Source organism: Ignavibacteriales bacterium (genome assembly GCA_016214905.1).
GTDB lineage: Bacteria > Bacteroidota > Ignavibacteria > UBA10030 > SZUA-254 > PNNN01.
On sequence record JACRMQ010000006.1, the window covers coordinates 504232 to 529924 of the forward strand.

The 25693-nt window shown below is 37.2% G+C and carries 25 protein-coding genes, 1 tRNA gene and 1 other RNA gene; 17 read left to right on the forward strand and 10 right to left on the reverse strand.

What is annotated here, in order from left to right:
• The first annotated feature begins 2 nt into the window (after positions 1 to 2).
• From HZB59_06055 to HZB59_06100, 10 genes are all read left to right on the forward strand, one after another.
• A complete protein-coding gene (locus tag HZB59_06055) occupies positions 3 to 1025 on the forward strand; it encodes a Gfo/Idh/MocA family oxidoreductase (GenBank protein ID MBI5020982.1) in 1023 nt (340 codons plus the stop codon).
• Positions 1022 to 1816, forward strand: coding sequence for an SAM-dependent chlorinase/fluorinase (locus HZB59_06060; protein MBI5020983.1), 795 nt, complete (start codon positions 1022 to 1024; stop codon positions 1814 to 1816). The genes HZB59_06055 and HZB59_06060 overlap by 4 nt, the downstream gene beginning before the upstream one ends.
• Entirely contained in the window at positions 1809 to 2912 is a 1104-nt protein-coding gene (gene ribD, locus HZB59_06065; GenBank protein ID MBI5020984.1) for a bifunctional diaminohydroxyphosphoribosylaminopyrimidine deaminase/5-amino-6-(5-phosphoribosylamino)uracil reductase RibD, read from the forward strand. The genes HZB59_06060 and ribD overlap by 8 nt, the downstream gene beginning before the upstream one ends.
• Positions 2913 to 2924: 12 nt before the next feature.
• Complete coding sequence (locus HZB59_06070) at positions 2925 to 3569, forward strand: riboflavin synthase (GenBank protein MBI5020985.1); 645 nt, start codon at positions 2925 to 2927, stop codon at positions 3567 to 3569.
• A 4-nt stretch (positions 3570 to 3573) separates the two neighbouring features.
• Positions 3574 to 4338, forward strand: a complete 765-nt coding sequence (locus HZB59_06075) for a hypothetical protein (protein MBI5020986.1) — start codon at positions 3574 to 3576, stop codon at positions 4336 to 4338.
• Positions 4339 to 4407: 69 nt separating this feature from the next.
• The gene (gene secG, locus HZB59_06080) at positions 4408 to 4752 is read left to right on the forward strand and encodes a preprotein translocase subunit SecG (protein MBI5020987.1); all 345 of its coding nucleotides are present in this window, start codon (positions 4408 to 4410) and stop codon (positions 4750 to 4752) included.
• A 16-nt stretch (positions 4753 to 4768) separates the two neighbouring features.
• A tRNA-Lys gene (locus HZB59_06085) sits at positions 4769 to 4841 on the forward strand.
• 91 nt (positions 4842 to 4932) lie between these two features.
• The gene (locus HZB59_06090; GenBank protein ID MBI5020988.1) at positions 4933 to 5664 is read left to right on the forward strand and encodes an SDR family oxidoreductase; all 732 of its coding nucleotides are present in this window, start codon (positions 4933 to 4935) and stop codon (positions 5662 to 5664) included.
• Positions 5665 to 5707: 43 nt separating this feature from the next.
• Positions 5708 to 6063, forward strand: a transfer-messenger RNA (tmRNA) gene (gene ssrA, locus HZB59_06095).
• 62 nt (positions 6064 to 6125) lie between these two features.
• Positions 6126 to 6944: a diaminopimelate epimerase gene (locus HZB59_06100; protein MBI5020989.1), complete on the forward strand. Its 819-nt coding sequence runs from the start codon at positions 6126 to 6128 to the stop codon at positions 6942 to 6944.
• Positions 6945 to 6990: 46 nt separating this feature from the next.
• Here the strand turns inward: HZB59_06100 and purL are convergent, their stop codons facing one another.
• Genes purL through HZB59_06130 form a run of 6 tightly spaced genes read right to left on the reverse strand, consistent with a single transcriptional unit; the run spans position 6991 to position 14628 of the window.
• Positions 6991 to 9228: a phosphoribosylformylglycinamidine synthase subunit PurL gene (gene purL, locus HZB59_06105; protein MBI5020990.1), complete on the reverse strand. Its 2238-nt coding sequence runs from the start codon at positions 9226 to 9228 to the stop codon at positions 6991 to 6993.
• Between the two features lie 10 nt (positions 9229 to 9238).
• A complete protein-coding gene (locus tag HZB59_06110) occupies positions 9239 to 9745 on the reverse strand; it encodes an acetyl-CoA carboxylase biotin carboxyl carrier protein subunit (GenBank protein ID MBI5020991.1) in 507 nt (168 codons plus the stop codon).
• A gap of 26 nt (positions 9746 to 9771) precedes the next feature.
• The gene (locus tag HZB59_06115; GenBank protein MBI5020992.1) at positions 9772 to 11277 is read right to left on the reverse strand and encodes an acetyl-CoA carboxylase biotin carboxylase subunit; all 1506 of its coding nucleotides are present in this window, start codon (positions 11275 to 11277) and stop codon (positions 9772 to 9774) included.
• 7 nt (positions 11278 to 11284) lie between these two features.
• The gene (locus HZB59_06120) at positions 11285 to 13633 is read right to left on the reverse strand and encodes an endonuclease MutS2 (GenBank protein ID MBI5020993.1); all 2349 of its coding nucleotides are present in this window, start codon (positions 13631 to 13633) and stop codon (positions 11285 to 11287) included.
• Between the two features lie 9 nt (positions 13634 to 13642).
• Complete coding sequence (locus HZB59_06125) at positions 13643 to 14173, reverse strand: CvpA family protein (GenBank protein ID MBI5020994.1); 531 nt, start codon at positions 14171 to 14173, stop codon at positions 13643 to 13645.
• A 2-nt stretch (positions 14174 to 14175) separates the two neighbouring features.
• A complete protein-coding gene (locus HZB59_06130) occupies positions 14176 to 14628 on the reverse strand; it encodes a GatB/YqeY domain-containing protein (GenBank protein MBI5020995.1) in 453 nt (150 codons plus the stop codon).
• A 505-nt stretch (positions 14629 to 15133) separates the two neighbouring features.
• Between HZB59_06130 and HZB59_06135 the strand changes: the two genes are divergently transcribed.
• The 7 genes from HZB59_06135 to HZB59_06165 all read left to right on the forward strand — a co-directional run bounded on the left by HZB59_06135 (position 15134) and on the right by HZB59_06165 (position 20738).
• Complete coding sequence (locus HZB59_06135; protein MBI5020996.1) at positions 15134 to 16198, forward strand: hypothetical protein; 1065 nt, start codon at positions 15134 to 15136, stop codon at positions 16196 to 16198.
• Positions 16199 to 16219: 21 nt separating this feature from the next.
• Entirely contained in the window at positions 16220 to 17128 is a 909-nt protein-coding gene (locus tag HZB59_06140) for a zinc ABC transporter substrate-binding protein (protein MBI5020997.1), read from the forward strand.
• 30 nt (positions 17129 to 17158) lie between these two features.
• Positions 17159 to 17989: a metal ABC transporter permease gene (locus HZB59_06145; protein ID MBI5020998.1), complete on the forward strand. Its 831-nt coding sequence runs from the start codon at positions 17159 to 17161 to the stop codon at positions 17987 to 17989.
• 138 nt (positions 17990 to 18127) lie between these two features.
• On the forward strand, positions 18128 to 18544 hold the full coding sequence (trxA, locus tag HZB59_06150) for a thioredoxin (GenBank protein ID MBI5020999.1): 417 nt from the start codon (positions 18128 to 18130) through the stop codon (positions 18542 to 18544).
• A 65-nt stretch (positions 18545 to 18609) separates the two neighbouring features.
• Complete coding sequence (locus HZB59_06155) at positions 18610 to 18774, forward strand: YtxH domain-containing protein (GenBank protein ID MBI5021000.1); 165 nt, start codon at positions 18610 to 18612, stop codon at positions 18772 to 18774.
• Between the two features lies 1 nt (position 18775).
• On the forward strand, positions 18776 to 19162 hold the full coding sequence (locus HZB59_06160; GenBank protein ID MBI5021001.1) for a thioredoxin family protein: 387 nt from the start codon (positions 18776 to 18778) through the stop codon (positions 19160 to 19162).
• Between the two features lie 157 nt (positions 19163 to 19319).
• Complete coding sequence (locus HZB59_06165) at positions 19320 to 20738, forward strand: aldehyde dehydrogenase family protein (GenBank protein MBI5021002.1); 1419 nt, start codon at positions 19320 to 19322, stop codon at positions 20736 to 20738.
• A 65-nt stretch (positions 20739 to 20803) separates the two neighbouring features.
• Here HZB59_06165 and rsgA read toward each other — a convergent pair whose 3' ends face one another.
• The 4 genes from rsgA to HZB59_06185 all read right to left on the reverse strand — a co-directional run bounded on the left by rsgA (position 20804) and on the right by HZB59_06185 (position 25550).
• Complete coding sequence (gene rsgA, locus HZB59_06170) at positions 20804 to 21868, reverse strand: ribosome small subunit-dependent GTPase A (protein MBI5021003.1); 1065 nt, start codon at positions 21866 to 21868, stop codon at positions 20804 to 20806.
• A 210-nt stretch (positions 21869 to 22078) separates the two neighbouring features.
• Positions 22079 to 23452, reverse strand: coding sequence for a cobalamin B12-binding domain-containing protein (locus HZB59_06175; GenBank protein MBI5021004.1), 1374 nt, complete (start codon positions 23450 to 23452; stop codon positions 22079 to 22081).
• Between the two features lie 22 nt (positions 23453 to 23474).
• Positions 23475 to 23990 (reverse strand): hypothetical protein, encoded by a 516-nt coding sequence (locus HZB59_06180; protein MBI5021005.1) that lies wholly within the window; start codon positions 23988 to 23990, stop codon positions 23475 to 23477.
• A gap of 69 nt (positions 23991 to 24059) precedes the next feature.
• Positions 24060 to 25550 (reverse strand): hypothetical protein, encoded by a 1491-nt coding sequence (locus tag HZB59_06185; protein MBI5021006.1) that lies wholly within the window; start codon positions 25548 to 25550, stop codon positions 24060 to 24062.
• Between the last annotated feature and the right edge of the window lie 143 nt (positions 25551 to 25693).

Here is a 25693-nt window from a genome sequence, read left to right on the forward strand (position 1 = left end):
ATATGACGCCGGCAGAAACACAAAATAAATTAAGACTCGGAGTTATCGGACTCGGATGGGTATCCCAGATATTTCATCTTCCAATGCTCACCAAAATGGATGATGTTGAGATTGTGGCAATTTGCGATAAAGATAAATCACGCGCGAAAATTATTGCCGATCGGTTCAACATCTCCCGCATTTACATAGATTATCAGCAGATGTTAGCAAAGGAAGAAATGGATGCTGTTGATATTTGCACAAGCACCGATACACATCTACCTATAACTTTATCTTCACTTCAAGCGGGTAAAGATGTTTTTGTAGAAAAACCTATCGCGCGGCGTTACCTTGAAGCTGTTCAAATAGCTGAAGCGGTTAAGGAGCACAAACGCAAATTGATGGTTGGTATGAATAACCGGTTTCGTCCCGATACAATGATCTTAAAAAGTTTTGTTGAAAAAGGTGAAATAGGTAAGATATTTTATGTCAAAGCGGGTTGGCTAAAAAGAATTTCTCCTGATAACAAATGGATTACTCAAAAAGATAAAGCAGGCGGGGGAGTACTTCTCGATTTAGGAATCGTAATGCTCGATCTTATCCTTTGGCTGTTAGGTTTCCCTCCTGTTCAGCGGGTTAATGCGAAAATGTATATGCACAAAACTAAGAGTGTTGAAGATTCTGCGATAGTTACGCTGGAAGTGAAATACGGCGTTACACTCGTGATGGAATCAAGTTGGTCTTTTCATTGCGCGGAAGATTATTTTTATTGTAATTTATACGGATCTGAAGGAAGCGCGATGATTAACCCGCTTCGGATTTATAAACAGATGCATGGCAATCTTGTTAACCTTACACCTGTCAAAGTTGATTCACCTCTCAATTTGTTGAAAAAAAGTTACGAGAACGAATTGAAACATTTCGTAGGGGCTGCGAGAGGTTTGCACACAATAATCTCGGATGGTGATGAAGCAGTTCAACGCATGAAAGTTGTTGATGCAATCTATCAATCTGCTCAAAAGGGAAAGGAGATAAAGCTCAAGTGAAAAGGTCATCGGTTATTGCGCTGTTAACCGATTTTGGTACAATGGACGCTTATGTTGCCTCGATGCACGGTGTTATTCTTTCTATCGCGCCGAATACGAAGATAATCGATATTTCTCACTCGATCGAACCACAGAATATAGATGAAGCGGCATACATACTTTGGACATCTTTCAGATATTTCCCTAAACACACAACATTCATATGCGTAGTTGACCCGGGTGTAGGTTCCAACAGAAACATTATTTGCGTTGAGACTCAGGATTACCGATTCATTGCACCCGATAACGGATTGTTGAAGTATGTTTTAGATTCCGTGCATCGTCCTAAAATTATCGCGGTAAAAAATCAGGACTATTTTCTACCGCATGTAAGTACAACATTCCATGGGCGTGATATATTTGCCCCAATAGCCGCCCATCTTGCGAATGGATTATCTCCTTCAAAATTAGGACCAAGAACAACACCTTTATTTCATGCTGAACAGTTTATCGAGGTCGATACCTCTTTCAATGATGTTTATAAAGGTTCAGTCATTCATATCGATTATTTCGGAAATATAATCACGAACTATTTGATAAAAGAAAATAAACACAAAAGATTACATCTGAGTATTGGTAAAAAGATAATTCATAAAAAATATGCTTCATACTCCGATGCACCAATGCGAACACCTTTCCAAATAGTTGGCAGCAGTGGCTTATTGGAGCTTGTTGTTAAAAATGGGAAAGCAACCGATTACATTACTGCACCAATTAAAAGTAAATTGAAGTTGACTGTTTCCGATGAATAATTTACAAAAACAAAAGGATGAGCACTTTATGTTGGAGTGTTTATCACTTGCGCATAAAGGGATTGGAGATGTAAATCCCAACCCGATGGTTGGTGCGGTTATTGTCAAAAAAGGTAGAATAATCGGGAAAGGTTATCATCATAATTTCGGCGGACCTCATGCAGAAGTAAACGCGATCGCGAACTCTACAGAATCAGTAAAAGGTTCAACCATTTATGTCAATCTTGAACCGTGTAATTATTTTGGGAAAACCCCCCCGTGCACAGATCTCCTTATAAAAAAAGGAATTAAAAAAGTCGTAATCGGCTCGTTAGATCCGAATCCGCGTGTTACCGGTAAAGGTGTTAAACAATTAAGACAAGCGGGAATAGAAGTTCGAACAGGCATTCTTGGCAATGAATGTCGGAAACTTAATGAAGTGTTCGAGAAATATATAACAACTCATCTCCCGTTTGTTACTTTGAAAATTGCACAAACACTTGATGGAAAAATTGCAGACACCAATTATTGTTCCCGCTGGATATCCAATAAAACATCGAGAGACCTGGTGCATAAACTTCGCTCGCATTATGATGCTATACTTGTGGGTGCCACGACGGTGATTAAAGATAATCCGGAACTCACGACCCACAGCAAGAGTAAAAATAATCCGATTAGAATTATTATTGACGGTAATTTGAACTGTTTAGTGAGCGCAAAGGTTTTTAATGACAATAAATCGAAGACAATTCTTGTGATTACGAAACAAACAGCGAAGACTAATGTCAAGAAAGTAAAAGATTTAAGAATGAAGGGTGTAAATGTTATTGAATTAACCGGAAACACCAAAGGACAAATATCAACAACCAACCTTCTTCGGTTTCTTGGTAAGATGGGTATATCATCAATCCTCGTAGAAGGCGGTGAACAAACATTTAGTAGGTTTATTGAAGAGAGAAGTACAGACAAATTGCTCATGTTTATCGCTCCGAAAATTCTTGGTTCAGGAATCGCTTCTTTTAATTTGAATAACAGGAATATAAATAAAAGTATTGTACTGAAAAATATAAATAGTTTCATGCTCGAAGATAATATTGTATTCGAAGGATATTTTTAATAAAATAATATTATGTTTACTGGAATAATTGAAGAAATAGGAAATATTAAATCGATTGCGAAAAAGGGGAGAGGCTTACTTATCGAAGTAGATGCTCCGTTATCAAACAAGGAGATAAAATTAGGCGACAGTGTCGCGGTTAATGGAGTTTGTCAAACCGTTATCAAAAAGTCGAAATCAACGTTTATTGTCGAAGCTGTAGAAGAAACACTCAAAAAAACCAATTTCAGTCAAATGAAAAAAGGATATCAGGTTAATATCGAATTGCCACTAAAAACCGATGGAAGATTTGGTGGACATATAGTATTGGGGCATGTTGACACAGTTGGCGAAATAATTAATATTGAAAAACGAACTAACAGTACAATTTATCAGGTAAAATATCAGTCAGATTATAAACACTTTGTGGTTAAAGTAGGATCAATAGCGATTGACGGAATAAGTCTCACAATCGCAGAGGTAAAAAATAATACGTTATCTGTCTCAATTATTCCGCATACTCTTGCAAATACAATTATGAAATCGTACAAAGTTGGTACGAGAGTGAATCTTGAATTTGATATAATAGGAAAATACGTTGCACAAATTATGAACTCGAAGATCTCTTCTTCGGATAATACCTTAACATTAGAATCTTTAAAAAGATCTGGGTACTAGAGGTATGGCTCGGAAGATATTTTACAAAATTGTTGATGAACCGTCGAATAAGATAAGCAATCAGGAATGGGATGATGTCCTGAAATTACAACATTGGTATAATTCCGAATTTATCTGGACTGCAGGAAGATTGGGATTTAGAATGTTCGCAGTTTTCCCAAACATTGATTCAAGCATAATCGATTATGAATCGCTTGATAAAATCATACACGAGCGAAAAAAAATACTTCGACAAAACGGTTTAACAGAAAATGAAACAATTCAAGCTCTTGAAGCAGAGGGGCTGGTTATCACACAAAAAGGTGGTTACATCGATAAATCGCTAGCGAGCGGATTTACGCGTGTTGCCTGCAATGAGTTTAACGCATACCTCGTGTGTGAATTTTTATTAAAAGCTTCTTTGATACTTCGGAATTCGACAATTACTGTAACTGACGAAGGAGAATTCATCAAATCGAAAAGTGTGATGTTTCATCAAGGGAATGTAATTCTTCGAAAAGAAAATCAGCAAACGGGTGAACGATTGCAGGAAATGATATTGAATAGACATATTTTTGCGATTGTTGATCCTACAAAATATAATCATCATCCCGATTACAGGAATACAATTAATAATTTTTCAACGCTTAAAGAAGAAGAGAAAGAAGCAATTTTAACCGATTGGAATTGGTTGGGATTCTCGGGTAACTATGATATTCACGGAGATGATATCCGCGGGTATGACCTCAACAAAAAAGTGCACAGCTTTTACCTCGAAATCATAAAATAGAAGCTTGAAATTCTGCCTAAAAATCGTTATCTTATAAAGTTTTAAAATCTCAAAAATTCAAGGAATATTATGTTCGGAATATTGGTAACTCTCGAAATTCTTGTAAGTGTGGTCTTAATGGCAGCTGTTTTAATGCAATCGAGCAAAGGCGGCGGATTAGCCGGTTCGTTTGGTGGCGCCTCAATGGGAACAGTGTTCGGTGTTCGCCGGACAGCTGATTTTCTTAGCAGAGCCACAACTATTTTAGCGACAGTCTTTATATTACTAAGTTTGGTAATTAATATCTTTTTCCTACCTGGTAAACAAGCAACAGGCAGCAGTGTGATTCAGCAAGGGGGAACTCAAACTGCAGCCCCGCGTGCATTACCACCTAGCAGCCAGCAAGCAGCGTCTCAGGAACAAAATAAAAAATAAATTTCAGGATCATTGGGCGCCCATGGCTCAATTGGTAGAGCAGCTGACTCTTAATCAGCGGGTTTCAGGTTCGAGTCCTGATGGGCGCACACATTTGTTATCTTACCTCTTTTAATCGCGTTTTAATGAATTAATTTATTTTTACAATAATTAATTTTAAATATTTAGGAAACATATTTTATGCAAAATAATAAAGTTGCAATTGTCACCGGTGGCGGTAAACGGTTGGGGCGAGCAATTGCGATTGCTCTCGCAGAGAATGGATTTAATGTTGTCGTAAATTATAATAAATCTCTTTCTGGTGCTTTAGAAACAGTCAACCTGATAAAAGAGAGAGGTACGGAAGCATTTCCCTTAAAAGCCGATATTTCCAAAAAGACGGATGTTAATCGGTTAGTGAATTCAACAATTAAAAAATTTGGTCGAATTGATCTCTTGGTAAATAATTCTGGTATTTTTACTGAAAGTTCCTTATTGAAAACGTCTCAAGAGATTTGGGATAATACAATCGACATTAATTTAAAAGGAAGTTTCCTTTGCGCGCAGGCAGTTGCACCAATTATGCTTAAGCAAAAAGGAGGGAAGATAATCAACATCTCATCTGTTGGTGGCTTAATCGGTTGGACAAATTATTTTTCGTATAGTATATCAAAGGCAGGTGTTATCATGTTAACTCGCCTATTAGCGAAAGAACTTGCGCCATACGTACAAGTAAATACAATTGCCCCGGGATTTATTGCAATACGTGAAAGTGACAAAAATAATGAATTTAAAATGCCTAAGAAAAAGATATTATTGCAAAAGTACGGAAATATTAAAGATATAACGGATATGGTAACCTATTTATCAACTAAATCTGAATATATCACAGGCCAAGTAATACCTATAGACGGCGGAAGATCGATAAAATAATCTTAACTTGATTTGGGGAAATCAAAATAGTATATTTGAAATAGGGGATGACATGGATTCGACGGGGATGAGAATGGTTAGAACGGCATCTCGTGCTCTCCGCGTAGCACGTAAATAAAGCGGAAAACAATAAGTGCAGATTACAACTACGCACTGGCTGCTTAATTAAAGCAACCCATCCTATGTGATTATGCCCAATGAGTCATAATAGGGTGTCGCTTAAATTGGGATAGCTTGAAGACATTCTCAGGGTCATCAAGTGAAATTTTACTGAGATAGCTTGCAATGACTGAGTTCGCTCCGGAATTTGTAGGCAAACCTGTACAGAGCGGACTATTGATGTAAATGTTCTGGTGGTTTTCTCTTCGGACCGGGGTTCAATTCCCCGCATCTCCACAATGCTGTCTAAAAATAATGACGGCATTTTTTTTTATAATCTCTTCAGTATATTATTTAATCAAATGCCTAAAATTAGTATTGATTTTGTCAAAATGACCGGAGCAGGAAATGATTTTGTTTTGGTCGACAATCGTGAAAGTAGATATAATCTTGACTGGGTATCATTATCTACAAAACTTACAGATCGTCGTTATGGAATCGGTGCGGATGGATTGTTGGTAATAGAAAAGAGCACACATGCTGATTTTCAAATGAACTATTTCAACGCTGATGGAAGTTACGGTGGAATGTGTGGTAATGGAGGCAGATGTTCTGCATTGTTTGGTATGAACCTACTACAAAAATCTGAAATTACTTTTGAAGCATTGAATCACATCTATAATGCTAACTTATTAAATGATAAAGTATTATTGCGGATGAAGGATCCACATTCTATTAAACTCAATCAGTCATTGATTGATATTGAACCATCACCTATTTTGTATAATTTCATTGATACAGGGGCTCCACATGTGGTAATTTTTGAAAATTATTTTGATATAGACATTTTAATGCTGGGAAAACAGATCAGAAACCATAAAACTTTCACGCCAAGTGGAGCGAATGTTAATTTTGTTATGATAAATCAGGATAAATCATTATCCATAAGAACGTATGAAAGAGGTGTTGAAGCAGAAACATTTGCCTGTGGGACTGGGTCTATAGCAGCTGCTATCGTCTATTCATTGAAAAATAATATTAAACCACCTATCGATGTTCATACTAAAAGTAATGAAATTTTAACAGTGAATTTCGAAATGAAGGAAGATAAGTTTGCAAATATCATTTTAACCGGATCAGCAAAAATTGTCTATTCAGGGGTAATTACGATTAATATATAATACGGATAATATATGTTATGTAAAGTATAATTACGGTTTTCTTATATTATTCAATAAACAATTCTTCCATCCTCTTTTCATGTAGATCTCCTATCTGCTGAATTTCGATATTAATAATATCATTAACAATTAATTTTTTATTACGTGTTACCTTTCCGAGCAGATTAAACTGAATAGAAAAAAATTCTGCCTGAGATTTTAATTTATTTAATTTATCCGGACTACAACTTACCACCACCATCGATTGAGATTCACTAAAAAGATAATAATCTAACCTGTCACCTGTTTTTACATGAATCTCGGCACCAAGGTTAACTTCAGAATTTTTATTTGCATGAATAATAGATTCACAAATTGCGATAAGCATGCCGCCATCACTAACATCATGAGCGGAATTAAGTAATCCTTCCTGGTTCAGATTAAGAATTAAATTATGTAATCTTTTTTCGCTATCTAAATCGTGTCGTGGTATTTCACCTTTAACCAGACCGTAACAATGATTCAAATATTCAGAACCACCAACTTCAGATTTATTCTCACCGAGAAGAATAATCAGATCTTCCGGATTTTTGAACGCCTGCGAGATTGTCTTTGAATAATCTTCAATTTCTCCGATCATTCCTATAACAGGTGTTGGATATATAGCACCGGTAGGATTTTCATTGTAAAAACTAACATTTCCACCAGTAACAGGAGTACCTAAAAATCTACAAGCATCTCCAATGCCTCGAATCACTTCTTTGAATTGCCAGTAGATCTCAGGTTTGTAAGGATTTCCAAAATTTAGACAATTTGTAATTGCAAGAGGTTTTGCACCGCTACAAACCAGATTTCGAGCACATTCGGCGACAGCTATTTCTGCACCTAAATAAGGATTTAAATATATATATCTTGCGTTGCAATCTGTTTTCATTGCTAATGCTTTAATTGTACTTTTAATTCGAACTACAGCAGAATCACCGCCATATGATATCGTATTTGTTCTTACCATCGCATCATATTGTTTCGATATCCACCCGCGAGAACAAAGATTAAGCGAACCGATCATCTTTAAAATTACCTGATTATAATTCGATGGTTCGGGTAAAGCGTTGATGTCAAAATCTCTACATTCATCGATATACTTTGGCTTTGTTGCTTCTCTTGTATAAACGGGAGCACCGCCGCCAAGTACTAAACTAAATGCCGAGACTTCTGCAATTTTATTTCCATGATGATAAATCTCTACATTGCCATTATTTGTCACCTCGCCAATGGTTTCGCATTGCAGATCCCATTTTTGGAAAATTTCTTTTACTTTTATTTCATCTTTTGGTTTAACGACCATTAACATACGCTCTTGAGATTCCGATAGCATAATTTCATAACCGCTCATCGCTTTTTCCCTAACAGGCACATCGTCTAAATTAATCTTCATGCCTGTTCCTCCTCGAGCACTCATCTCTGATGTCGAACATGTTATTCCGGCAGCGCCCATATCTTGTATACCGACAATAACATTTTCTTTTATAGCTTCAAGTGTTGCCTCAAGTAATAATTTCTCGGTAAATGGATCTCCAACTTGGACAGATGGCCTTTTACTATCTGACTCTTCCGATATTTCTTCTGACGCAAACGTTGCACCATGTATACCATCTCGACCTGTTGAAGAACCAACAATCATAACTAAATTACCAACACCTTTTGCGGCACTCTTGGCAATCAATGAATGTTTTACAATTCCGACAGACATCGCATTCACAATCGGATTTTCATTATAACAATCATCGAAATAAACATCCCCAGCTACTGTTGGCACACCAAAACTATTTCCATAATCGCCAATACCCTGGACAATTCTCTTCATTAAATATTTTGTTCTTGGGTGAGATGGATTTCCGAATCTGAGTGAGTTGAGCGCAGCGATCGGTCTTGCTCCCATCGTGAATATGTCTCTCATTATTCCGCCAACACCAGTTGCAGCACCTTGATATGGTTCAACCGCTGAAGGATGGTTATGACTTTCAATTTTAAATGCGACTGCCAAACCATCCCCAATATCAATAAGTCCGGCATTTTCTTCACCAGCTTCAACAAGTAAGCGTTCGCCTGTTCGGGGTAATTTTTTAATTTCCTGAATAGAGTTCTTGTAACTACAATGTTCGCTCCACATAACGCTATAGATGCCGAGTTCTGTGTAAGTGGGTGTTCGATTAAGTATCTTAAGAATCTCTTCATATTCTTCTTTTGTAAGACCGTGCTTTATTGCAAGTTCAACAGTTACTTCAGGTTCTTGTATATTCATTTTTTTACTTTTAGATTGCATCGATAATTATTAATATCTGATCTTTTTCGACTGAATTGTTATTTTCAATTTTAATTTCTTTAATTTTGCCGTTAATCGGTGATTTTATTTCATTCTCCATTTTCATCGCCTCCAAAATTACTAATCCTTGGTCCCGCTTTACGAGCTCACCTTTATTAATCTCAATTTTTTTTACCAAACCGGGCATTGGAGCATTGATGATCACCTCACCTCGCAAATCTGTGGATTTCTTTTGGAAACGATTCAATAACATTCCTCTGCTATCTTCAATTTTGAGTGGAATAATATGATTACCTACCCAAACTTCAGCATCGGAATTATTATTCTTGAATGAAGTATAGACTCGATGTTGGGATTTTCCCAAATGGATATCAATCATACCATTTTTTGTTTCAGTTTCCGTAAAATTGCATTCTTTGCCATTGATAATGATTTTTTCTGCATCATTAATTACATTATAAATTTTTTCTCCAATAGTAATTTTATATTGTTCCATAATTCAATTAAATCATATATTTCATGTCAATTAAAACCATCTATCTTCTTATTTTTCCAATTAGAAAAAGAATTAACTGCGCCTTTTTCTATTTCATTCTGACTCGGATTTTGTATTCTGCCAATCGCTGCAATGATAGCGACATTTACTAATTCCTCAGAAGGTTTGTCAAGCTCTTCAACCGAAAAATATTTCTCTATGAATCCTGTATCATATTCTCCTGAAATAAATTTTGGATGACTGGTGATCCATGAACAGAAGTTTATATTATTTCTAAGTCCTATCAGGTGATACTGCTTTAAAGCAGCCGACATACGACTGCGCGTCTCTTCCCTCGTTTTTCCAAATGTAATTAATTTGGAAATTAGCGGATCGTAATAGGGTGATATTTCACTTCTTTCTTCCACTCCCCTATCATCCCTGATTCCTAAACCGGATGGCACTTGCAGATGAATTATTTTCCCTGTGGATGGAAAAAAATTATTATACGGATCTTCAGCATAAATACGACATTCCATTGAATGTCCATCAAATTTTACGTCTTTCTGAGAAAAATCTAAGCGATTTCCTTCAGATATTTTTATCTGCTCCTTAACAAGATCATAACCGATCCTCATTTCTGTGATCGGGTGTTCAACCTGCAGCCGAGTATTCATTTCCAGAAAATAGAACTTTTTATTTTGATCAAAAATAAATTCGACAGTACCTGCATTGGTATACCCTGCTTCTTTTACGAGTGAAACAGCTGCTTGAGTCAATTCGGTTCTAATTGTTTCATTGATATAAGTTGAAGGCGATTCTTCAATTATTTTTTGATGTCTTCTTTGTATGGAACACTCACGTTCACCGAAATGAACAACATTTCCATAAGCATCAGCTAAGACCTGAACTTCAATGTGCCGTGGATTTTCTATATATTTCTCAATAAACACTCTTCCATCACTGAATGCCGATAATGCCTCAGATTTGCTTGCCTTTAATCCTGCTTCAAGTTCATTTGCATTTTTAATTATTCTCATCCCTTTACCGCCGCCGCCACCTGCTGCTTTAATTAATATAGGATAACCTATTTCATCAGCTACTCTTATGGCTCTACTGATATCATCAATTGGATCAGTCGTTCCAGGGACGATCTGTACACCAATCTTTATTGCGAAAGAACGAGCCGAAGTTTTATCCCCCATCAACTTCATTGCAGCAGCTGAAGGACCAATAAATTTTAAATTGTTTTCAGTAACTTTGTGAGCAAAAGAAGAATTTTCAGATAAGAAACCATAACCGGGATGAATCGCGTCACAACCCGATAATTTCGCGATTTCGATTATTTTATCTTGATTTAAATAACTATCACGAGCAGGAGCAGGACCTACACAGTATGATTCGTCTGCTAACCTGGCATGGATCGCATATACGTCGACATCAGAGTATATTGAGACTGTTTTGATACCCATCTCGGAACAACTCTTGATTATTCGAACCGCAATTTCACCTCTGTTCGAAATTAATATTTTTTTTATTGATCTTTTAATCATTCTATCACTACTCTAACTCCACAACTGTAACACCTGTTCCACCTTCATTCCATTCACCTAATCTAAACGATTTTATCGCAGACTTATTTTTAAGGTGCTCTGTTATTTTCTTTCTTAAAGCCCCGGTTCCTTTGCCATGTATTATATCTATACGATTCAGTCCGGTTAATATCGCATCATCAATGAATTTATCGACTGCAGGTATAGCTTCATCAGCATACATGCCCCGAAGATCGATTTCTCTCTTGAGATTTTTTTGTTCCAAATTCGGAGCATTTGAGAAAACCTTTCGTTCATTTCTTGTATGAGATATTTCTAATTCCTTTCGATGAATTTTTAATCTTAAATCGCCTGCTTGAATTATGTAATAATCATCATCAAATTTTGAAACTATCTCGCCGATGCTCTTCCCTTCCTTAAGATGAACCTGATCACCCGGCTTAAGATCTGGATAGGTTGCAGAAGGATTTACATTTTGCAAAATATCTGTAATATTTTCTTTGGCTTTTTTTATCTCTTCCTTGGCTTTCCGTACTATTAACCGGTTAGCTGATGTTTCACGTATCTCGCGAACAGAATTTTCAATCAATCTGTTAGCATCGCGAAGTATATTTTTCGCCTCATCCAAAGCACGAGCTTTTATAACTTTAATTTCTTTTTCTAAAGAAGTTATCTTATTTTGATAATTTGAATTTAAGATATCAAGTTTACTTTTTTCTGAATTCACTTTCTCAAGTTTTATTTGAAGCTCTTGTGATTGACGCTCCAAATCGATGATCAAATTTTCTAACTTATTTGCATCGGAACCTTTTAAAATCCGTGCTTTTGTGATAACATCGGAAGGCATATTCATTCTTTCAGCCCTCTCGATGGCAAAACTACTTCCGGGAACACCGAGGCGGAATTTATAGGTCGGCTTTAAAGTTCCTTGGTCGAATTCCATAGCCGCATTTTGCATACCTTTTGTTTCGAATGCGTGTGCCTTCAAAGCACCATGGTGGGTGGTTATAATATTCAATGACATTCGCTCGGTTAATTTTTCTAATAACGCGGCTGCAATTGATGATCCTTCTACAGGGTCAGTCCCGGATCCAATTTCATCAATCAAAACCAAACTTTCATCATCAGATTCAGTTAATATCTCCTTAAGGTTTTTTAGATGAGAACTAAAACTACTTAAATCGTCTTCTATCGATTGTTCATCACCCATATCAACAAATATTTTATTGAAAATCCTTATCTCACTTTCAGGAGACGCAGGAATATGACATCCGGATTGAACAAGGAGAGATAAAATGCCAACGGTTTTCATTGCCACGCTTTTGCCGCCTGCGTTTGGCCCTGTAATCAAAACAGTGTAGCATTCATCGGGTATATCAATGTTTAGAGGTTGAATTTCTTTTCTAGCATGCTTCTGAAGAAGAAGCGGATGGTATGCCTGATCTAATTTATATCGACCCGCAGGTTTAACGATCGGCTCACTTCCCATAACAGCAATCGAATATTTCGCTTTTGCCTGGATAAAATCGATTTCACCCAAAACGTTTATATTTTGTAATAGATTTTGTTGAACCTCAGTGATTTGTTTTGTCAAATCTTTCAATATTTTTTCAATTTCACGTTCTTCTTCAAGAATCAACGTTCTGATTTCATTATTTAATTCAAGTGTTTGTGCAGGTTCGATAAATACGGTAGCACCGCTTGCCGATGCCGTATGAATAAAGCCGGGTACCCGATTTTTATGCTCCGCCTTAACAGGGATAACCATCCTGCCATCGCGCGTTGTTACTATCTCATCCTGAATCCAATCTTTTTCTGAAATTTGCTTCAATAACGATTCGAGATTGGAATGAAGGTGTGCTTTTTTCTGTATGATTTGCCTACGTATGGCGGCTAATTCTTTTGTCGCTGAATCTTTAATGTGCCCATCTTCATCCACTGCCCTATCGATGTTATATTCAAGAATTTTATCGACATATAATGTGCTAACTAACGAATATATCAGAGGATACGATTGCCCTCTTAGCGAAAAATATTCTTTGCATTTTTTTGAAAGGGTTAGGTTCAGTCTTATATTCTTGAGATCGCTTGCAGAGAGAAAGAAATTTTCAATCGAACATCTTTGAATTGCAACACGCGTGTCGGGAATTGAATCCAGAGGTAATGGATCTTCGGTCTCTAATATTTTTTTGAATTCAGTTACATACGAAAGTTTTTGCCGAATTTCAGTCAAATCGGATAATGGCCGAAGTTTATGGAAATGCTCCCTGCCCAAATCTGAAGTTGAATATCGTTGAAGATGTTTGATTATTTTTTCAAATTCTAATTTCTCAAACGATTGAAGATATTCGTGCATTCGAGTTTTTTATTTTATTGTCTCTGATTCGATTTTTCCTTTAAGCTCATCGAAAAATCTTTTCGAGTCAGGCATCCATCTGGTAGTATAATCAAATATTGTGGGTGCTAAAGGATAAACATCTTCATAAAACAGTGATTCTCTTTTTGCCTCTTCTTCAGGGATTTGCATGAAAGCGAGCATAACTAATACTAAACTGACAGCAAGAAGTCCTTGTGCTGCACCGAGGATTCCACCCGCGATTCTTGACCAGAGATGAATTGATTCTCCGCTACTTTGCCCGAACCAACGATAAAATAGATTTGTCAGCAGTATAATTCCTCCAAAGATGATGAAAAATGCTAATATCAACGCCCCATCACGTGATATGCCGATCGACTCGACAAATATATCGGCGAGAGATGACATAAATTTTGTTGCGGCAACTAAACCGCCTATAAAACCTATTATGCTGTAAAGCTTTTTAAAAAAGCCATCACGTACACCAAGTGCAACAAAAAAAAGAACTCCAATTACGATCAAAATGTCAGTTACATTCATGATTATTCTGGTAGATTATTTTTAACAATTTCTTGAATTATTTTTCCGTCTGCTCTGCCTTTAAATTCTTTCACAACAATCGGCATCACTTTCCCTAAATCTTTCGCAGATACTGCTCCCACTTCTTGAATTGTTTTTTTGATAAAAGCAGTTATTTCTTCCACACCGGCTTGTTGTGGTAGATACTCCTGGATAATCGATAATTCTTTTTCCTCTTGCTCAGCCAGCTCGGGTCGATTGTTCTGGCGGTAAATATCGATTGCTTCTTTTCTTTTTTTTGAAGCGGCAATCAACACTGCCACTTCATCTTCAGGATTCATACCACCTATTGGTCGTTTTTCCACTTCTTTTTCCAGCAAACCAGCCCTTATCGTCCGAAGTGTTTCTAACCTGATTTTGTCTCCCGTTTTCATTGCAACTTTCAAATCTTCCGATATCTTTTCTTTAAATGTCATCCAATTTTCCTTAGTTTAGATAAAATATATCACTTTGCGGTATGAGAGTCAACAGAGAGAGGACAATTTGTAAAATCGAGTCATATTCCATATATTTTTTAACGCATTATGAGAATCTCAAGTATAAATAAAAAATATATATTAATATTATTTATACCGTTTTTAGTAGTATCATTCCACCTTCTGCCGATCTATCATCATCATTCACCTAAAATTGCAAATGAACGAACGACAACTCCTTCCTCGATAAACAATCTAAAAACAGTCGGAAAATCTTGTCAGTTGTGTTTGGCGTTTAATTTAAACAAAACATATATAGTTGATAAGATAAATATTCAACATTTGTTATTTAGACAATCGATTTTGTTTCGAATAACAAAATATGATATATCCGAATCAACAATTTGCGGCCATCCTGGAAGAGCCCCTCCCGCAACTCACCCGGTTCGAACTATTTCTTAATTATAGCTGTTTTCATTACTAACATTTAGATAGGAGTAATCCGATGATTAAGTTCGGATTAAATGTTTTATTTATTTTTATGTTGCCGTACCTCTGTATGTCTCAGGATAGCTCAGATCAAGCAAGTACATCAATATCAAACAATCCGAACATCAGCGTGATTGGAGATTTTGAATCTTATTACTCAAATACAGGTTCGAGAAAATTTGATCTTTTCTTCAACGAAGCTGAATTCACTTTTAATTCTTTCGTTGATCCGTATGCAAAGGCAGATATTTTTCTTTCATTTGCCAAAAATACTGAATCCGGTAAATATGAGGTAGACCTCGAAGAGGCGTATATAACCACACTCGATTTACCTTATGGGCTGCAACTACGGGCAGGAAAATTCAGAATGGCATTTGGAAAAATTAATAGCATTCATCCGCATGCTTTACCATTTATTGACTTGCCAGCCATCTACGAAAATTATTTAGGTGAAAGTTTAAATGATGCCGGCTTATCAGCAAGTTGGATTATACCCAATCCTTTAGATTTTTATCAGGAGTTGACCTTCGAATTAACGTCCGGGAATATTGAAACACCAACTTTCTATCACAACTCATCAAGCAAATACCTGATGCTCGTACATCTTAAAAACTTCTGGGACTTAAGTGATAATTCAACTTTTGAATTGGGATTAAGTGGCATTAACGGTCCAAACAAGAATAATTATTCAACCTCAATCGGTGGCCTCGACCTTACATATAAATGGAAACCACTCCGGTACAATACATATCATTCATTTCAATGGCAGACAGAAATATTATTCTGTAAGAAGAAATTATCTAAAGATATTTCCACGAAGTCTGTTGGTTTTTATTCTTTTATCACTTATCAATTGTCCCGTAGATGGTTCTTAACAGGACGCGTTGATTATTCAAATACACCAGATTATTCCTCAACGATTGACCGGGCGATATCCGGAACAGTTGGATGGTATGCGACTGAATTTCAAAAAATTGAATTCCAATTAAGTGGTAGAGACTCTAATTATCAGCCAAATTCGTTTGAATTGTGGATGCGTTGGATCTTCGTAATAGGTAGTCATGCTGCCCACCAATATTAATTTATCTGAAAGTCTCCAAATATGAAATTAAAAATTTATGCATTAAACATTTTATTGATTGTATTTTCCATTAAACTGATCGCCGGGGATAAGATAAAGGTTGTAACTACTCTTCCCGATTTAAGAAGCATTGTCGAAGAAATTGGTGGTACCAAAGTTGAAGCATTTTCCATTGCAACCGGTTTTCAAAATCCGCACTTCGTAGATCCGAAACCGAGTTACATACTTAAACTTACTAAAGCGGATATGTTTGTCACCGTCGGACTTGATCTTGAAACTGGTTGGTCACCTTCTTTGTTGAGCAGCTCACGAAATAATAAAATTCAAAAAGGTAGCAATGGATATGTAGACGCATCGAAGAATATTCCATTGCTTCAGATTCCTAACGACGCTAATCGTTCTTCCGGCGACATTCATATGTACGGCAATCCTCACTACTGGCTCGATCCTGTCCGAGGAATAAAAATAGGTCGAACAATTTGCGAAGCTTTAATCAAAATATCTCCAGACAATAGTAATTATTTTGAAGCGAATTATGTTGCTTTTAAAAATAAATCAGATTCAAAGATTAAAGAATGGTCGGCACTGATGATGCCATACAAAGGGACTAAAATAATTGCATACCACAATGAGTGGCCTTACTTCGAAGATAGATTCGGGCTGAGGATCGTAGATTTTTTAGAACCCAAACCTGGGATTCCTCCAACACCGGGTCAATTGTCAAAAGTCATAAATGAAATTAAAGAACAAAATATTAAAGTAATAATTACATCACCATATTTTACAACAGAATCAGCAGAATTGATTGCGCGCCAAACCGGTGCGAAAGTTGTTGTACTCGCGACCTCGGTCGGTGCCGATAAATCGATCAATAATTATTTTGATTTGTTCGATTACAACATCAAAAAACTGATTGATGCACTTAAATAATTTTTGAGATTAAAATATCCGGAGATATAAATGATAGAATTATTCAAACAAGAGTTTGTTCTGAACGCTTTAGGAGCGAGTATCGTGATGGGACTGCTTCTCTCCTATCTCGGCGTCCATGTTGTGGAAAGAGGGATTGTATTCGTTGACCTCGCACTTGGACAAATATCAATGCTGGGTGTAGCGTTCGCGGGATATATAGAAAAAGACACATTCATGATTTCCATTATCTTCACAATGACAGGAGCGTTTTTCCTTTCATTAATTAATATCAATGATAAGCGGTTAAAACTTGAGGCAATTATCGGAATTATCTACGCCGTAGCTTCTGCCGCCACGGTGTTACTAATCGCCAAATCACCGCACGGTGAAGCGGATATTTCAGAGGTCTTATTCGGCAGTCTATTCACTGTCACTCCGGATAAAATATTCTCCATGGGAATTATTTTTTCAGTTATAGGTTTAGCTCACATCATATTTCGAAGAAAATTTTTTTCATTGACGGATAGCGCCGAGAATTCGGAGCATATCGCCGTTTTTAATCTATGGAATTTCCTTTTTTACCTTTCAATCGGATTGGCAATTGTTATAGCTGTAAGGATGGGTGGTGTAATCCCGGTATTTTCGTATTTAATAATTCCGGCTGTTTCAGCAATGATGATCGCTCATAGAAGATGGCTGGTGATTTTAATTGCATTAGCAATTAGTATTTTAAGCGGCTTTGTTGGTTTAGTATTCGCTCTCAATTTCGACTTCCCAGCAGGTTCATCTTTAGTTGCTATTTTGGGTTTATTCTTTGGAATAAGCTCGTTTATCCGAATTGTTTACTCATTTGTGAAGAAATCCACAGTATCAGTCTAAAATCGATTTAATGGATAATATTGATCGTTTTTGACTGAATTGATCAGCCATTATATCTCATCCGCACCCTTTTATCCGTGCAAGCATCAAATTTAGTGATTTAAAATAAAATTATCTGTAATAAATTTTGGAGTTGTAATGACTGAAAACTTAAACAAGACTGCTTTTTTAGAAAAAGTTTTTAATTATGAAAAGAGCAAAGATTGGAAATTCACCGGTGAGTTACCGACTGTTATCGATTTCTGGGCACCATGGTGCGGACCTTGCCGTATAGTTGGACCTGTGCTAGATGAACTTTCAAATGAATATAAAGGAAAAGTTAATTTTTATAAGGTTAACACTGAGGAAGAACAAGAACTTGCATCGGTTTTTGGAATCCAAAGTATACCAAGTTTATTGTTCGTTCCAAAAGATCGCCAACCTATGATGGCAGTGGGTGCACTTCCTAAAGATACACTCAAAGGAATTATCGACAAAGAACTCCTCTCTCTTCCAGTTGCCGATGAACATGAACATCATCACCATCATGAGCATGGAGATCAATGCCAACATTAATGAATTGTCCTCAAATTTTTGAAAGGATAAAAACCGTCTTTGTTGCGCATGTTTGGGTGAGGAGACTGCTATTCGGAGTTATTGGAGCAGTTATAGGTTTCAGTTATTACTTTTTTATCGGTTGTTACAATGGAACATGTTTGATATCGAGTAGTCCTTATATCAGCACGTTGTATGGTGCCGGTGTTGGTTTAGTTATCGCTCCTTCAAAAAAGAAAACAGGAGAATAATGTGACCATTGTTTACGTCATATCAGGAATTGTAATTCTTTTTATGTCAATGCAATTCTTTCTCCGATTTCAATCTAAATTTAAAAAAGGTAAAGATGCAACAGTGTTGACAGGGTATATCGGAGATGCGGTTAGGCGCGGCGGTAAAGTACTGCTTTATTTTTATTCTCCAACCTGCGGCGCATGTCGCCAACAAACAACGATTATTGATCGTCTCCCCAACACTCCTACAACAATTTTCAAAGTTGATGTCTCTAAGGACGCAAAAACTGCTATGGCAATCGGTGTGCTTGGAACACCATCTACCGCAATTATTGAAAATGGAGTTATAAAAGAATTCTTTCTTGGTTTTGTAAATCAAGAAAAGTTATTAAAACTTCTTCAATGATTGATTTAATCTGCTGATATATAACTAATATCTCCCCAACACTTAATTCTCCTTCCGACAACTATTTAATTTAAAAAATATTAAAAGAGTTGATTGTCCGATTCGCGTTTCATATATTGATGATAAATCAATTGTGAAAATTATATTGGAATAACCAATGCCCGGTTCAGATGAGATAATTTCTAAAGCAAGACATGCTGCTCTGGCTTTTAAAAAATTAGATCAAAAGCAAACAGATCAGATTGTTCGTGCAGTTTATCTTGAAGCGATGAATAATCGAGTTCGATTAGCCAAGATGGCTGCTCAGGAAACAAATTTGGGAATCTGGGAGCATAAAGTTATCAAGAACATTATTGCAAGCCAGTTAGTTTACGAAAACATCAAAGATCAGAAGACCGTCGGAGTAATATCGGAAGATTCCTACACAGGAATAATTGAAATGGCTCAACCTATTGGTCCGATATTGGGTCTTGTTCCGGTGATCAATCCTACATCAACTACAATTTTTAAGATACTGATCTCGCTAAAAACACGTAACCCGATAATTATCAGTTCAGCTACAGCAGCAAAAGAATCGGTTGCGGAAACAGCTTCGATCTGCTATAAAGCAGCTTTGAATGCAGGTGCGCCGGAACATTGTATCAAGTGGTTGCGCAAACCAAATCTTTTGGTTACTAAAGAGTTGATGAGCCATCGTGGCTTATCGCTCATACTTGCAACAGGTAGCGGAGATCTGGTTAAAGCAAGTTACAGCTCAGGTACTCCCACAATTGGTGTTGGTGCCGGTAATGTTCCGGTTTACATTGGCGCCAGTGCAGATATACCATTCGCTGTTTCGAGCATAATGTTTTCAAAAACTTTTGATAACGGATCTATCTGCGCGAGCGAGCAGGCAGTTGTAATCAAAAAACGTATTTCAGAAAAGGTAATTGCCGAATTTGAAAGACAAAAAGGTTATTTCCTCTCAAAAGACGAGATTGCGAAGGTCAGCAGAATAGCTTACGATAAAGAACGCGGATTGATGTCACCAATGGTTGTTGGACAATCGGTTCAGCGTATAGCAGAAATGGCTGAGATCATTATTCCGCATGATACCAGAGTTTTAATAGCGCATTTAGATAAGGTATCGCGCGATTATCCGCTATCAGCAGAAATTTTGGCTCCGATCCTGGCATTCTATGTTGAGGAAGACTTCGAATCTTCTATCGAACGGTGTATGGAGTTAACTCGGTTTGGCGGAATCGGACATACGGCAGTGATCTATTCTAATAATCCTGAACGTATAGAATATTTTTCAAACGCATTGGATGTTGCAAGGATTCTTGTCAATACACCATCTACACAGGGAGCATTGGGTGGAATGTATAATTCTTTACCTCCTTCATTCACTTTGAGCTGTGGCTCAGGTGGTAAGAACAGCACGACCGATAATATTACAACCCGGCATCTCCTCAACATTCATCGGATATGTCGACGCCGAATCAACCAGCGTTGGTTCAACATCGATCAGGAGAAAGCCATCGATGAATCTGTATCAGCGGAAATGATGGAAAGACAATTCAATAAAAACTCTTAAGCGCTATGATCACTTGGGTTAGAGTCTATTATTAATTATAAATATCCGCATTGCAACCGAGAATATTATTTCTTCTTAATCTGCTTCATTGCATTTTTTATCATCTTCCCAAATTGCTTATCCTTCTTTCGTCTCTCGACATAAGACATTTGATGAAACTTGGATTCCTTCATCAATTTCATGTAGCTCTGGTATCTCTCCTCATCTAAGTTTCCGTCTTGAATACCTGTCAATATAGCACAGCCGACTTCTACTGTGTGAGTGCAATCGTTAAAACGGCAATTCTGTGAAAGTTCATGTATATCTGAAAAGCTATCATCTATACTTGTACCAACGGCAATCATCCCCAGTTCTCTCATTCCAGGTGTATCTACAAGGAGTGCTCCGTTGTCAAGAACTACCAATTGCCGTCGAGCCGTTGTATGTCTGCCTCTGCTGTCCTTCTCGCGCACAGGGTTTGTCTCAAATACTTCACGACCCAGAAGATGATTTAGGAGTGTGGTTTTGCCTACACCCGATGAACCAAGCAAACAATATGTCTTTCCCTTTTCAAGCACCTGTTGTACTGTATCCAGTCCGATAGCAGTCTTGTTGCTGAATGCAATAACTCTTGCGCTGATTTGAGCTTGCCGTATATCTGAAATCCTTTTTTCCAATTCTTCAGAACTGACGAGATCACTTTTGCTGAGAAGGATTATTGGCTCGACGTGACCTTCTTTTGCCATGACAAGGTACCGTTCCATCCTGCGTAAGTTGAAATTGAAATCGCACGACTGGATAATGAAAGCAATATCGATATTCGATGCAATCATCTGATAGTCGACAGTATTGCCTGCAGATTTGCGGCGCAGGAAGGTTTTCCTTGGTAACAATTCATGAATTATTGCAAGTGTACCATCGTTGTAGTACTGCACGAATACCCAATCACCAACACAAGGGAAATCTTGATTCGAGTCGGTGAAGAAGAGTAGTTTGCCTGTTGGCTCTGCTTGAACTTCATCATTCTCATTGCGAACTAAGTAGCGTTCACGGTCAACTCTCGTAATTCGTGCCACGCTAAAATCAGGTTTATGCGATTCTTCGCGCTTCTTTTGAAACCAACTATCAAATCCGAGGTCTGCTAATTCCATTTTCTAATGTCAGTATAAAATATTGCAGTAATATACAAAAAACTATTTTCTCGTCATCTTCATTTGCGCGAAGGGTTGAAGTTTTCCCTTCACTTCATTATCCATCTGCCATTGCCAGATATCAATACTTCCGGTGTACGAGAATTATGTGTGAAAGATACTGCTGTAACTGCCTTTAAATAAGAACGCAATATTACTACGTTCGCCGGTTTACTGTTGGTAGATATAGTCTTTATGAATATTGTTCAGCTGTTTTACAAATTTAAAGTACAATTTATAAAGTGAAGGAATTTCGGCAATCGGATATTTTTTCATGAAACTAATCTGTTTTGAGACGGATCTCGACTTTTTAAATAACGACACGTATTCCTTGTAAAACTCTTTCAAAGGTAATTTTGTTGGCAGAAAGGTATGGAAAAAATCATAGTAATCATAGTTATCAATAATCATTTTGTTTTTGACGTCATCATAAAGATCAGTCCCTGGTAACGGTGTCATCACCGAAAAACCGATAAAATCAAAATCGAGGTTTAAACAACTCTTTCTGAATTCCTTAAAGTCATTTTTGCTGAAATCAGGACTCACCATAAAGTTGGGGTGAATATCTATATCGAGTGATTTTAATATTCTGACTGCCTCAATATTATCCTTATTGGTTGATCCTTTTCTTATCTTCGTTAAATCATCATCACGAAAGAACTCAAGCCCGATAAAAACTCTTTGGAGTCCAACTTCTTTCCACGCTTCTATGAGATCGGGGTGTTTAGCAATCGTATCGCTTCTTCCATAAAGGAAGTAATGTTTCTTAATACCCGACTGTTTAATAAGATGAGCAAGTGTCTTCATCCTTTTTGCGTTAACAAGAGATTCATCATCGGCAAAGAAAACATACTTTTCATCTATTGTACCAAGTTCTTCAACAATTTTCTCCGGGCTCCTCGTCAGATACTTGCCGCCGGTCAGTTTCCACAATGCACAGAAGTTACACTTAAAAGGACACCCTTTAGAAGTGCGGATTGAAGCAAGAGGTTTCATCCATTCACTAAAATAGTTTTTTCGGTATTTTGTTGTCAGACTTCTATCGGGAAATGGAAACGAATCAAGATCGATCGCTTGATCGTTTTTATTATATATAATTTTTCCATCTTTTTTGAATGCCGTTCCGGGAATTCCATCCATCTCTTTTTTTCTATCGAATCTTTCGATCACTTCTTTGAATGTAAAAACACCTTCACCAATAATTACCATATTTATTGATGGGACAATGAAATCTTCAGGCATAACCGTAGCATGATGCCCTCCTACCACGGTGAAGATTTCAGGATTGTATGATTTGATTCTTTCAAAGAGTTGTTTTACAACATTCACATGCACCGTATATGCGGTTATGCCGACAACATCAGGATTGAAGCTTTTAAGTACCGTATCCAGATCATTTTCAAGACGCATGTCAAAAATTCTCACATCATGATTATCTCTGACGCCTGAGGCAAGATATTCGAGGGCAAGCGGTTCATAGATATGAAAGTCTTCTCCGCCTATTGCTTTTTCAGGTTTTCTCGGTTGTATTAAAAGAATTTTCATTACGCTAGAACAATTTGATTTATTATTTCCTCGTCATCTTCATCCGCGCAAAAAATTGAAGTTTTCCCTTCACTTCGTTATCCATCTGCCATTGCCATGTATCTGTACTTCTTGCATACGAAAATGTTGTATGGAAGATGCTGCCATCGCTGCCTTTGAATAAGAACGCAAGCTTATCCAAGCTGCGTTTAGCATAACCGATTGCCTGAGCCGATAGACCGCCGCCGCCTGTTACATCGAGCCAAAGACATGCATACCGGCTCGATGGCTGATCCCAGCCGATATAAACGATTGCTTCATACTCCGCTTCACCGTTAGCGTTTTTTTCGCGTGAGGTTTCGTGAAATTGCAGGTACTGATGACCCAGCACCCACTCTGCGATTATATCGTGTGTAGTTTCTTTTCCGTCTATGGTTCCTTTAAGAACCCACTTCCCTGCCATATGATCGAGCAATGAATCCTGAAATGTCGTTTGCTGTGCCGACATGGGTAACGAAACCAGAATAACTAATATGATGATGTTTATGATAGGTCTCATTGAATTCTTCCTTTAAGTAATGTGGTGACGTTTAAATTTTACCTTCAAGATATTTTTCATAGCGTCTTACTAGTCTGCATCACCTTGGATCATTCTTGCTGCATCACGATATAAGAAGGGGACCCAAAAATATGGTGTCGTTTTAGTTCCTCGAAGCTCAAAGAATCCTACTTCAACTAAACTGTTAGCTATCGCGAGAGCCTCTATTTCATTAACCTGCCAAATTCCTGCGAGAGTGCCAGAATATTGTTGTGTCTTTTCACCTGCTAATTTATCAATAAATGGACGCAACTTTGGATATTCTGCGAAAAGTGTTTGCGAAAGTCTTACATCTGAAATTTTTGGAAGTGCTTCTCTAAATGATACACTTGAAAAAATGCATTCTTGATCAAGCTCTTTATCGCCAACTTCGAAGTGTCGAAGCTGCATCTCACGAGCAACGCTAAGTAAATGAATCAATTCACGAGGAGCTGTATGTCCAGTACCATCTTTAGTGTGTCCAATCATCCAATCAAGAGTTTTTGGCTTTTTAAGTCCAACATCAACCTGTTTCGGAAATATTCTATAAAATAAAGTTTCTTGATTCGCAATAGAAGAGAAAACCTCATCTGGTTTGATAGAATAATGTGTGCAAATAGATTCATTGTTTACTGCACGTCGCAACATTAGGCTCATCAATGAAGAACGATCCCACGAAATAGTTAAATGTCGGGTTACATGACTTGCTTCTCTAAAACCAGTTTTGGTAAGACGATTCCAAATATCGGTGCGAAGAAATATTTTAAGGCGAACATTGGAAAGGTTTGTTAGCTCAAGATAGTTGCGAAATAGGGCTCGAAGCGCATTTTCCTCTAATGAATCTGTTTCAGCAAAAGCAACATCGAGCCTATCTAATAATATCCATACAGTGACACCCAATTTAGCAAATGCTTTATCGGCATTTTTCAGGAGTTCATTTACTGATTGTATAGATTGATCCGCTGCAATTGATACCTCATCGAAACTAATTTTCCCCGAGAAACCAGCGGGTAATCCTGTCATTGGATCAATTTTAATTTCGCCTTGTACCGCTGACGGACGAAAAACACGTTTCACGTATTCAAATACATTCCTAAGCATCTTGGGAAGATTTGTCGTGCTTTCTAGAAGTTTTGCTTGTTCCAAATAATCTAGAACTGCAATAGCACTTGCATCATTTGCAGAATACTCTTTAAGTGTCGCACCGAGTAATGAGAGCAAATATAGTCTCCATAATCCGGTGAATTCACGTTCTGTAGTAGGCGGATCTTGCTGTAAATCTTTAAAGACAGGTGTACCTCGAGGTTGTTCAGCTGACACTACAATAACACCTTTATCAAGTAAATCTGATGCGCGTTGAATCAAGAGTGAGTAGAGTGCACTTTTTCCCGTACCTTTCGCACCATATATAATGTCAACGTCACCCGCAAAAGTACGCTTCCACTGATCTGTAGCTACAAAGTACCTCTCAAGTTCTTTGCTTTCTTCCTCAGCAACGCGGTGACCAAAATTTGCAGATTGTAGAACCTCTTGTTTAGTCATATACTTCCCTATTATTATATAACTTACTGGATATCTATTCTATTGCACAATTATTTGATTCGTAAAACAAAATTATGCAACCTTGTGGCTATAAATAATCAAATACAAATTCCTTAATCATTCTACGTCCACTTTTCTTCGTA

Excerpts from the sequence above, each read along its gene's own strand:
- HZB59_06175 (MBI5021004.1), bottom strand. The coding sequence starts at position 23,452 with ATGAAAATTCTTTTAATACAACCGAGAAAACCTGAAAAAGCAATAGGC.
- ribD (MBI5020984.1), top strand. The coding sequence starts at position 1,809 with ATGAATAATTTACAAAAACAAAAGGATGAGCACTTTATGTTGGAGTGT.
- HZB59_06075 (MBI5020986.1), top strand. The coding sequence starts at position 3,574 with ATGGCTCGGAAGATATTTTACAAAATTGTTGATGAACCGTCGAATAAG.
- HZB59_06165 (MBI5021002.1), top strand. The coding sequence starts at position 19,320 with ATGCCCGGTTCAGATGAGATAATTTCTAAAGCAAGACATGCTGCTCTG.
- HZB59_06100 (MBI5020989.1), top strand. The coding sequence starts at position 6,126 with ATGCCTAAAATTAGTATTGATTTTGTCAAAATGACCGGAGCAGGAAAT.
- HZB59_06180 (MBI5021005.1), bottom strand. The coding sequence starts at position 23,990 with ATGAGACCTATCATAAACATCATCATATTAGTTATTCTGGTTTCGTTA.
- HZB59_06055 (MBI5020982.1), top strand. The coding sequence starts at position 3 with ATGACGCCGGCAGAAACACAAAATAAATTAAGACTCGGAGTTATCGGA.
- HZB59_06185 (MBI5021006.1), bottom strand. The coding sequence starts at position 25,550 with ATGACTAAACAAGAGGTTCTACAATCTGCAAATTTTGGTCACCGCGTT.
- HZB59_06090 (MBI5020988.1), top strand. The coding sequence starts at position 4,933 with ATGCAAAATAATAAAGTTGCAATTGTCACCGGTGGCGGTAAACGGTTG.
- rsgA (MBI5021003.1), bottom strand. The coding sequence starts at position 21,868 with ATGGAATTAGCAGACCTCGGATTTGATAGTTGGTTTCAAAAGAAGCGC.
- secG (MBI5020987.1), top strand. The coding sequence starts at position 4,408 with ATGTTCGGAATATTGGTAACTCTCGAAATTCTTGTAAGTGTGGTCTTA.
- HZB59_06135 (MBI5020996.1), top strand. The coding sequence starts at position 15,134 with ATGATTAAGTTCGGATTAAATGTTTTATTTATTTTTATGTTGCCGTAC.
- trxA (MBI5020999.1), top strand. The coding sequence starts at position 18,128 with ATGACTGAAAACTTAAACAAGACTGCTTTTTTAGAAAAAGTTTTTAAT.
- HZB59_06130 (MBI5020995.1), bottom strand. The coding sequence starts at position 14,628 with ATGACATTTAAAGAAAAGATATCGGAAGATTTGAAAGTTGCAATGAAA.
- HZB59_06115 (MBI5020992.1), bottom strand. The coding sequence starts at position 11,277 with ATGATTAAAAGATCAATAAAAAAAATATTAATTTCGAACAGAGGTGAA.
- HZB59_06145 (MBI5020998.1), top strand. The coding sequence starts at position 17,159 with ATGATAGAATTATTCAAACAAGAGTTTGTTCTGAACGCTTTAGGAGCG.
- HZB59_06120 (MBI5020993.1), bottom strand. The coding sequence starts at position 13,633 with ATGCACGAATATCTTCAATCGTTTGAGAAATTAGAATTTGAAAAAATA.
- purL (MBI5020990.1), bottom strand. The coding sequence starts at position 9,228 with ATGAATATACAAGAACCTGAAGTAACTGTTGAACTTGCAATAAAGCAC.
- HZB59_06070 (MBI5020985.1), top strand. The coding sequence starts at position 2,925 with ATGTTTACTGGAATAATTGAAGAAATAGGAAATATTAAATCGATTGCG.
- HZB59_06140 (MBI5020997.1), top strand. The coding sequence starts at position 16,220 with ATGAAATTAAAAATTTATGCATTAAACATTTTATTGATTGTATTTTCC.
- HZB59_06110 (MBI5020991.1), bottom strand. The coding sequence starts at position 9,745 with ATGGAACAATATAAAATTACTATTGGAGAAAAAATTTATAATGTAATT.
- HZB59_06125 (MBI5020994.1), bottom strand. The coding sequence starts at position 14,173 with ATGAATGTAACTGACATTTTGATCGTAATTGGAGTTCTTTTTTTTGTT.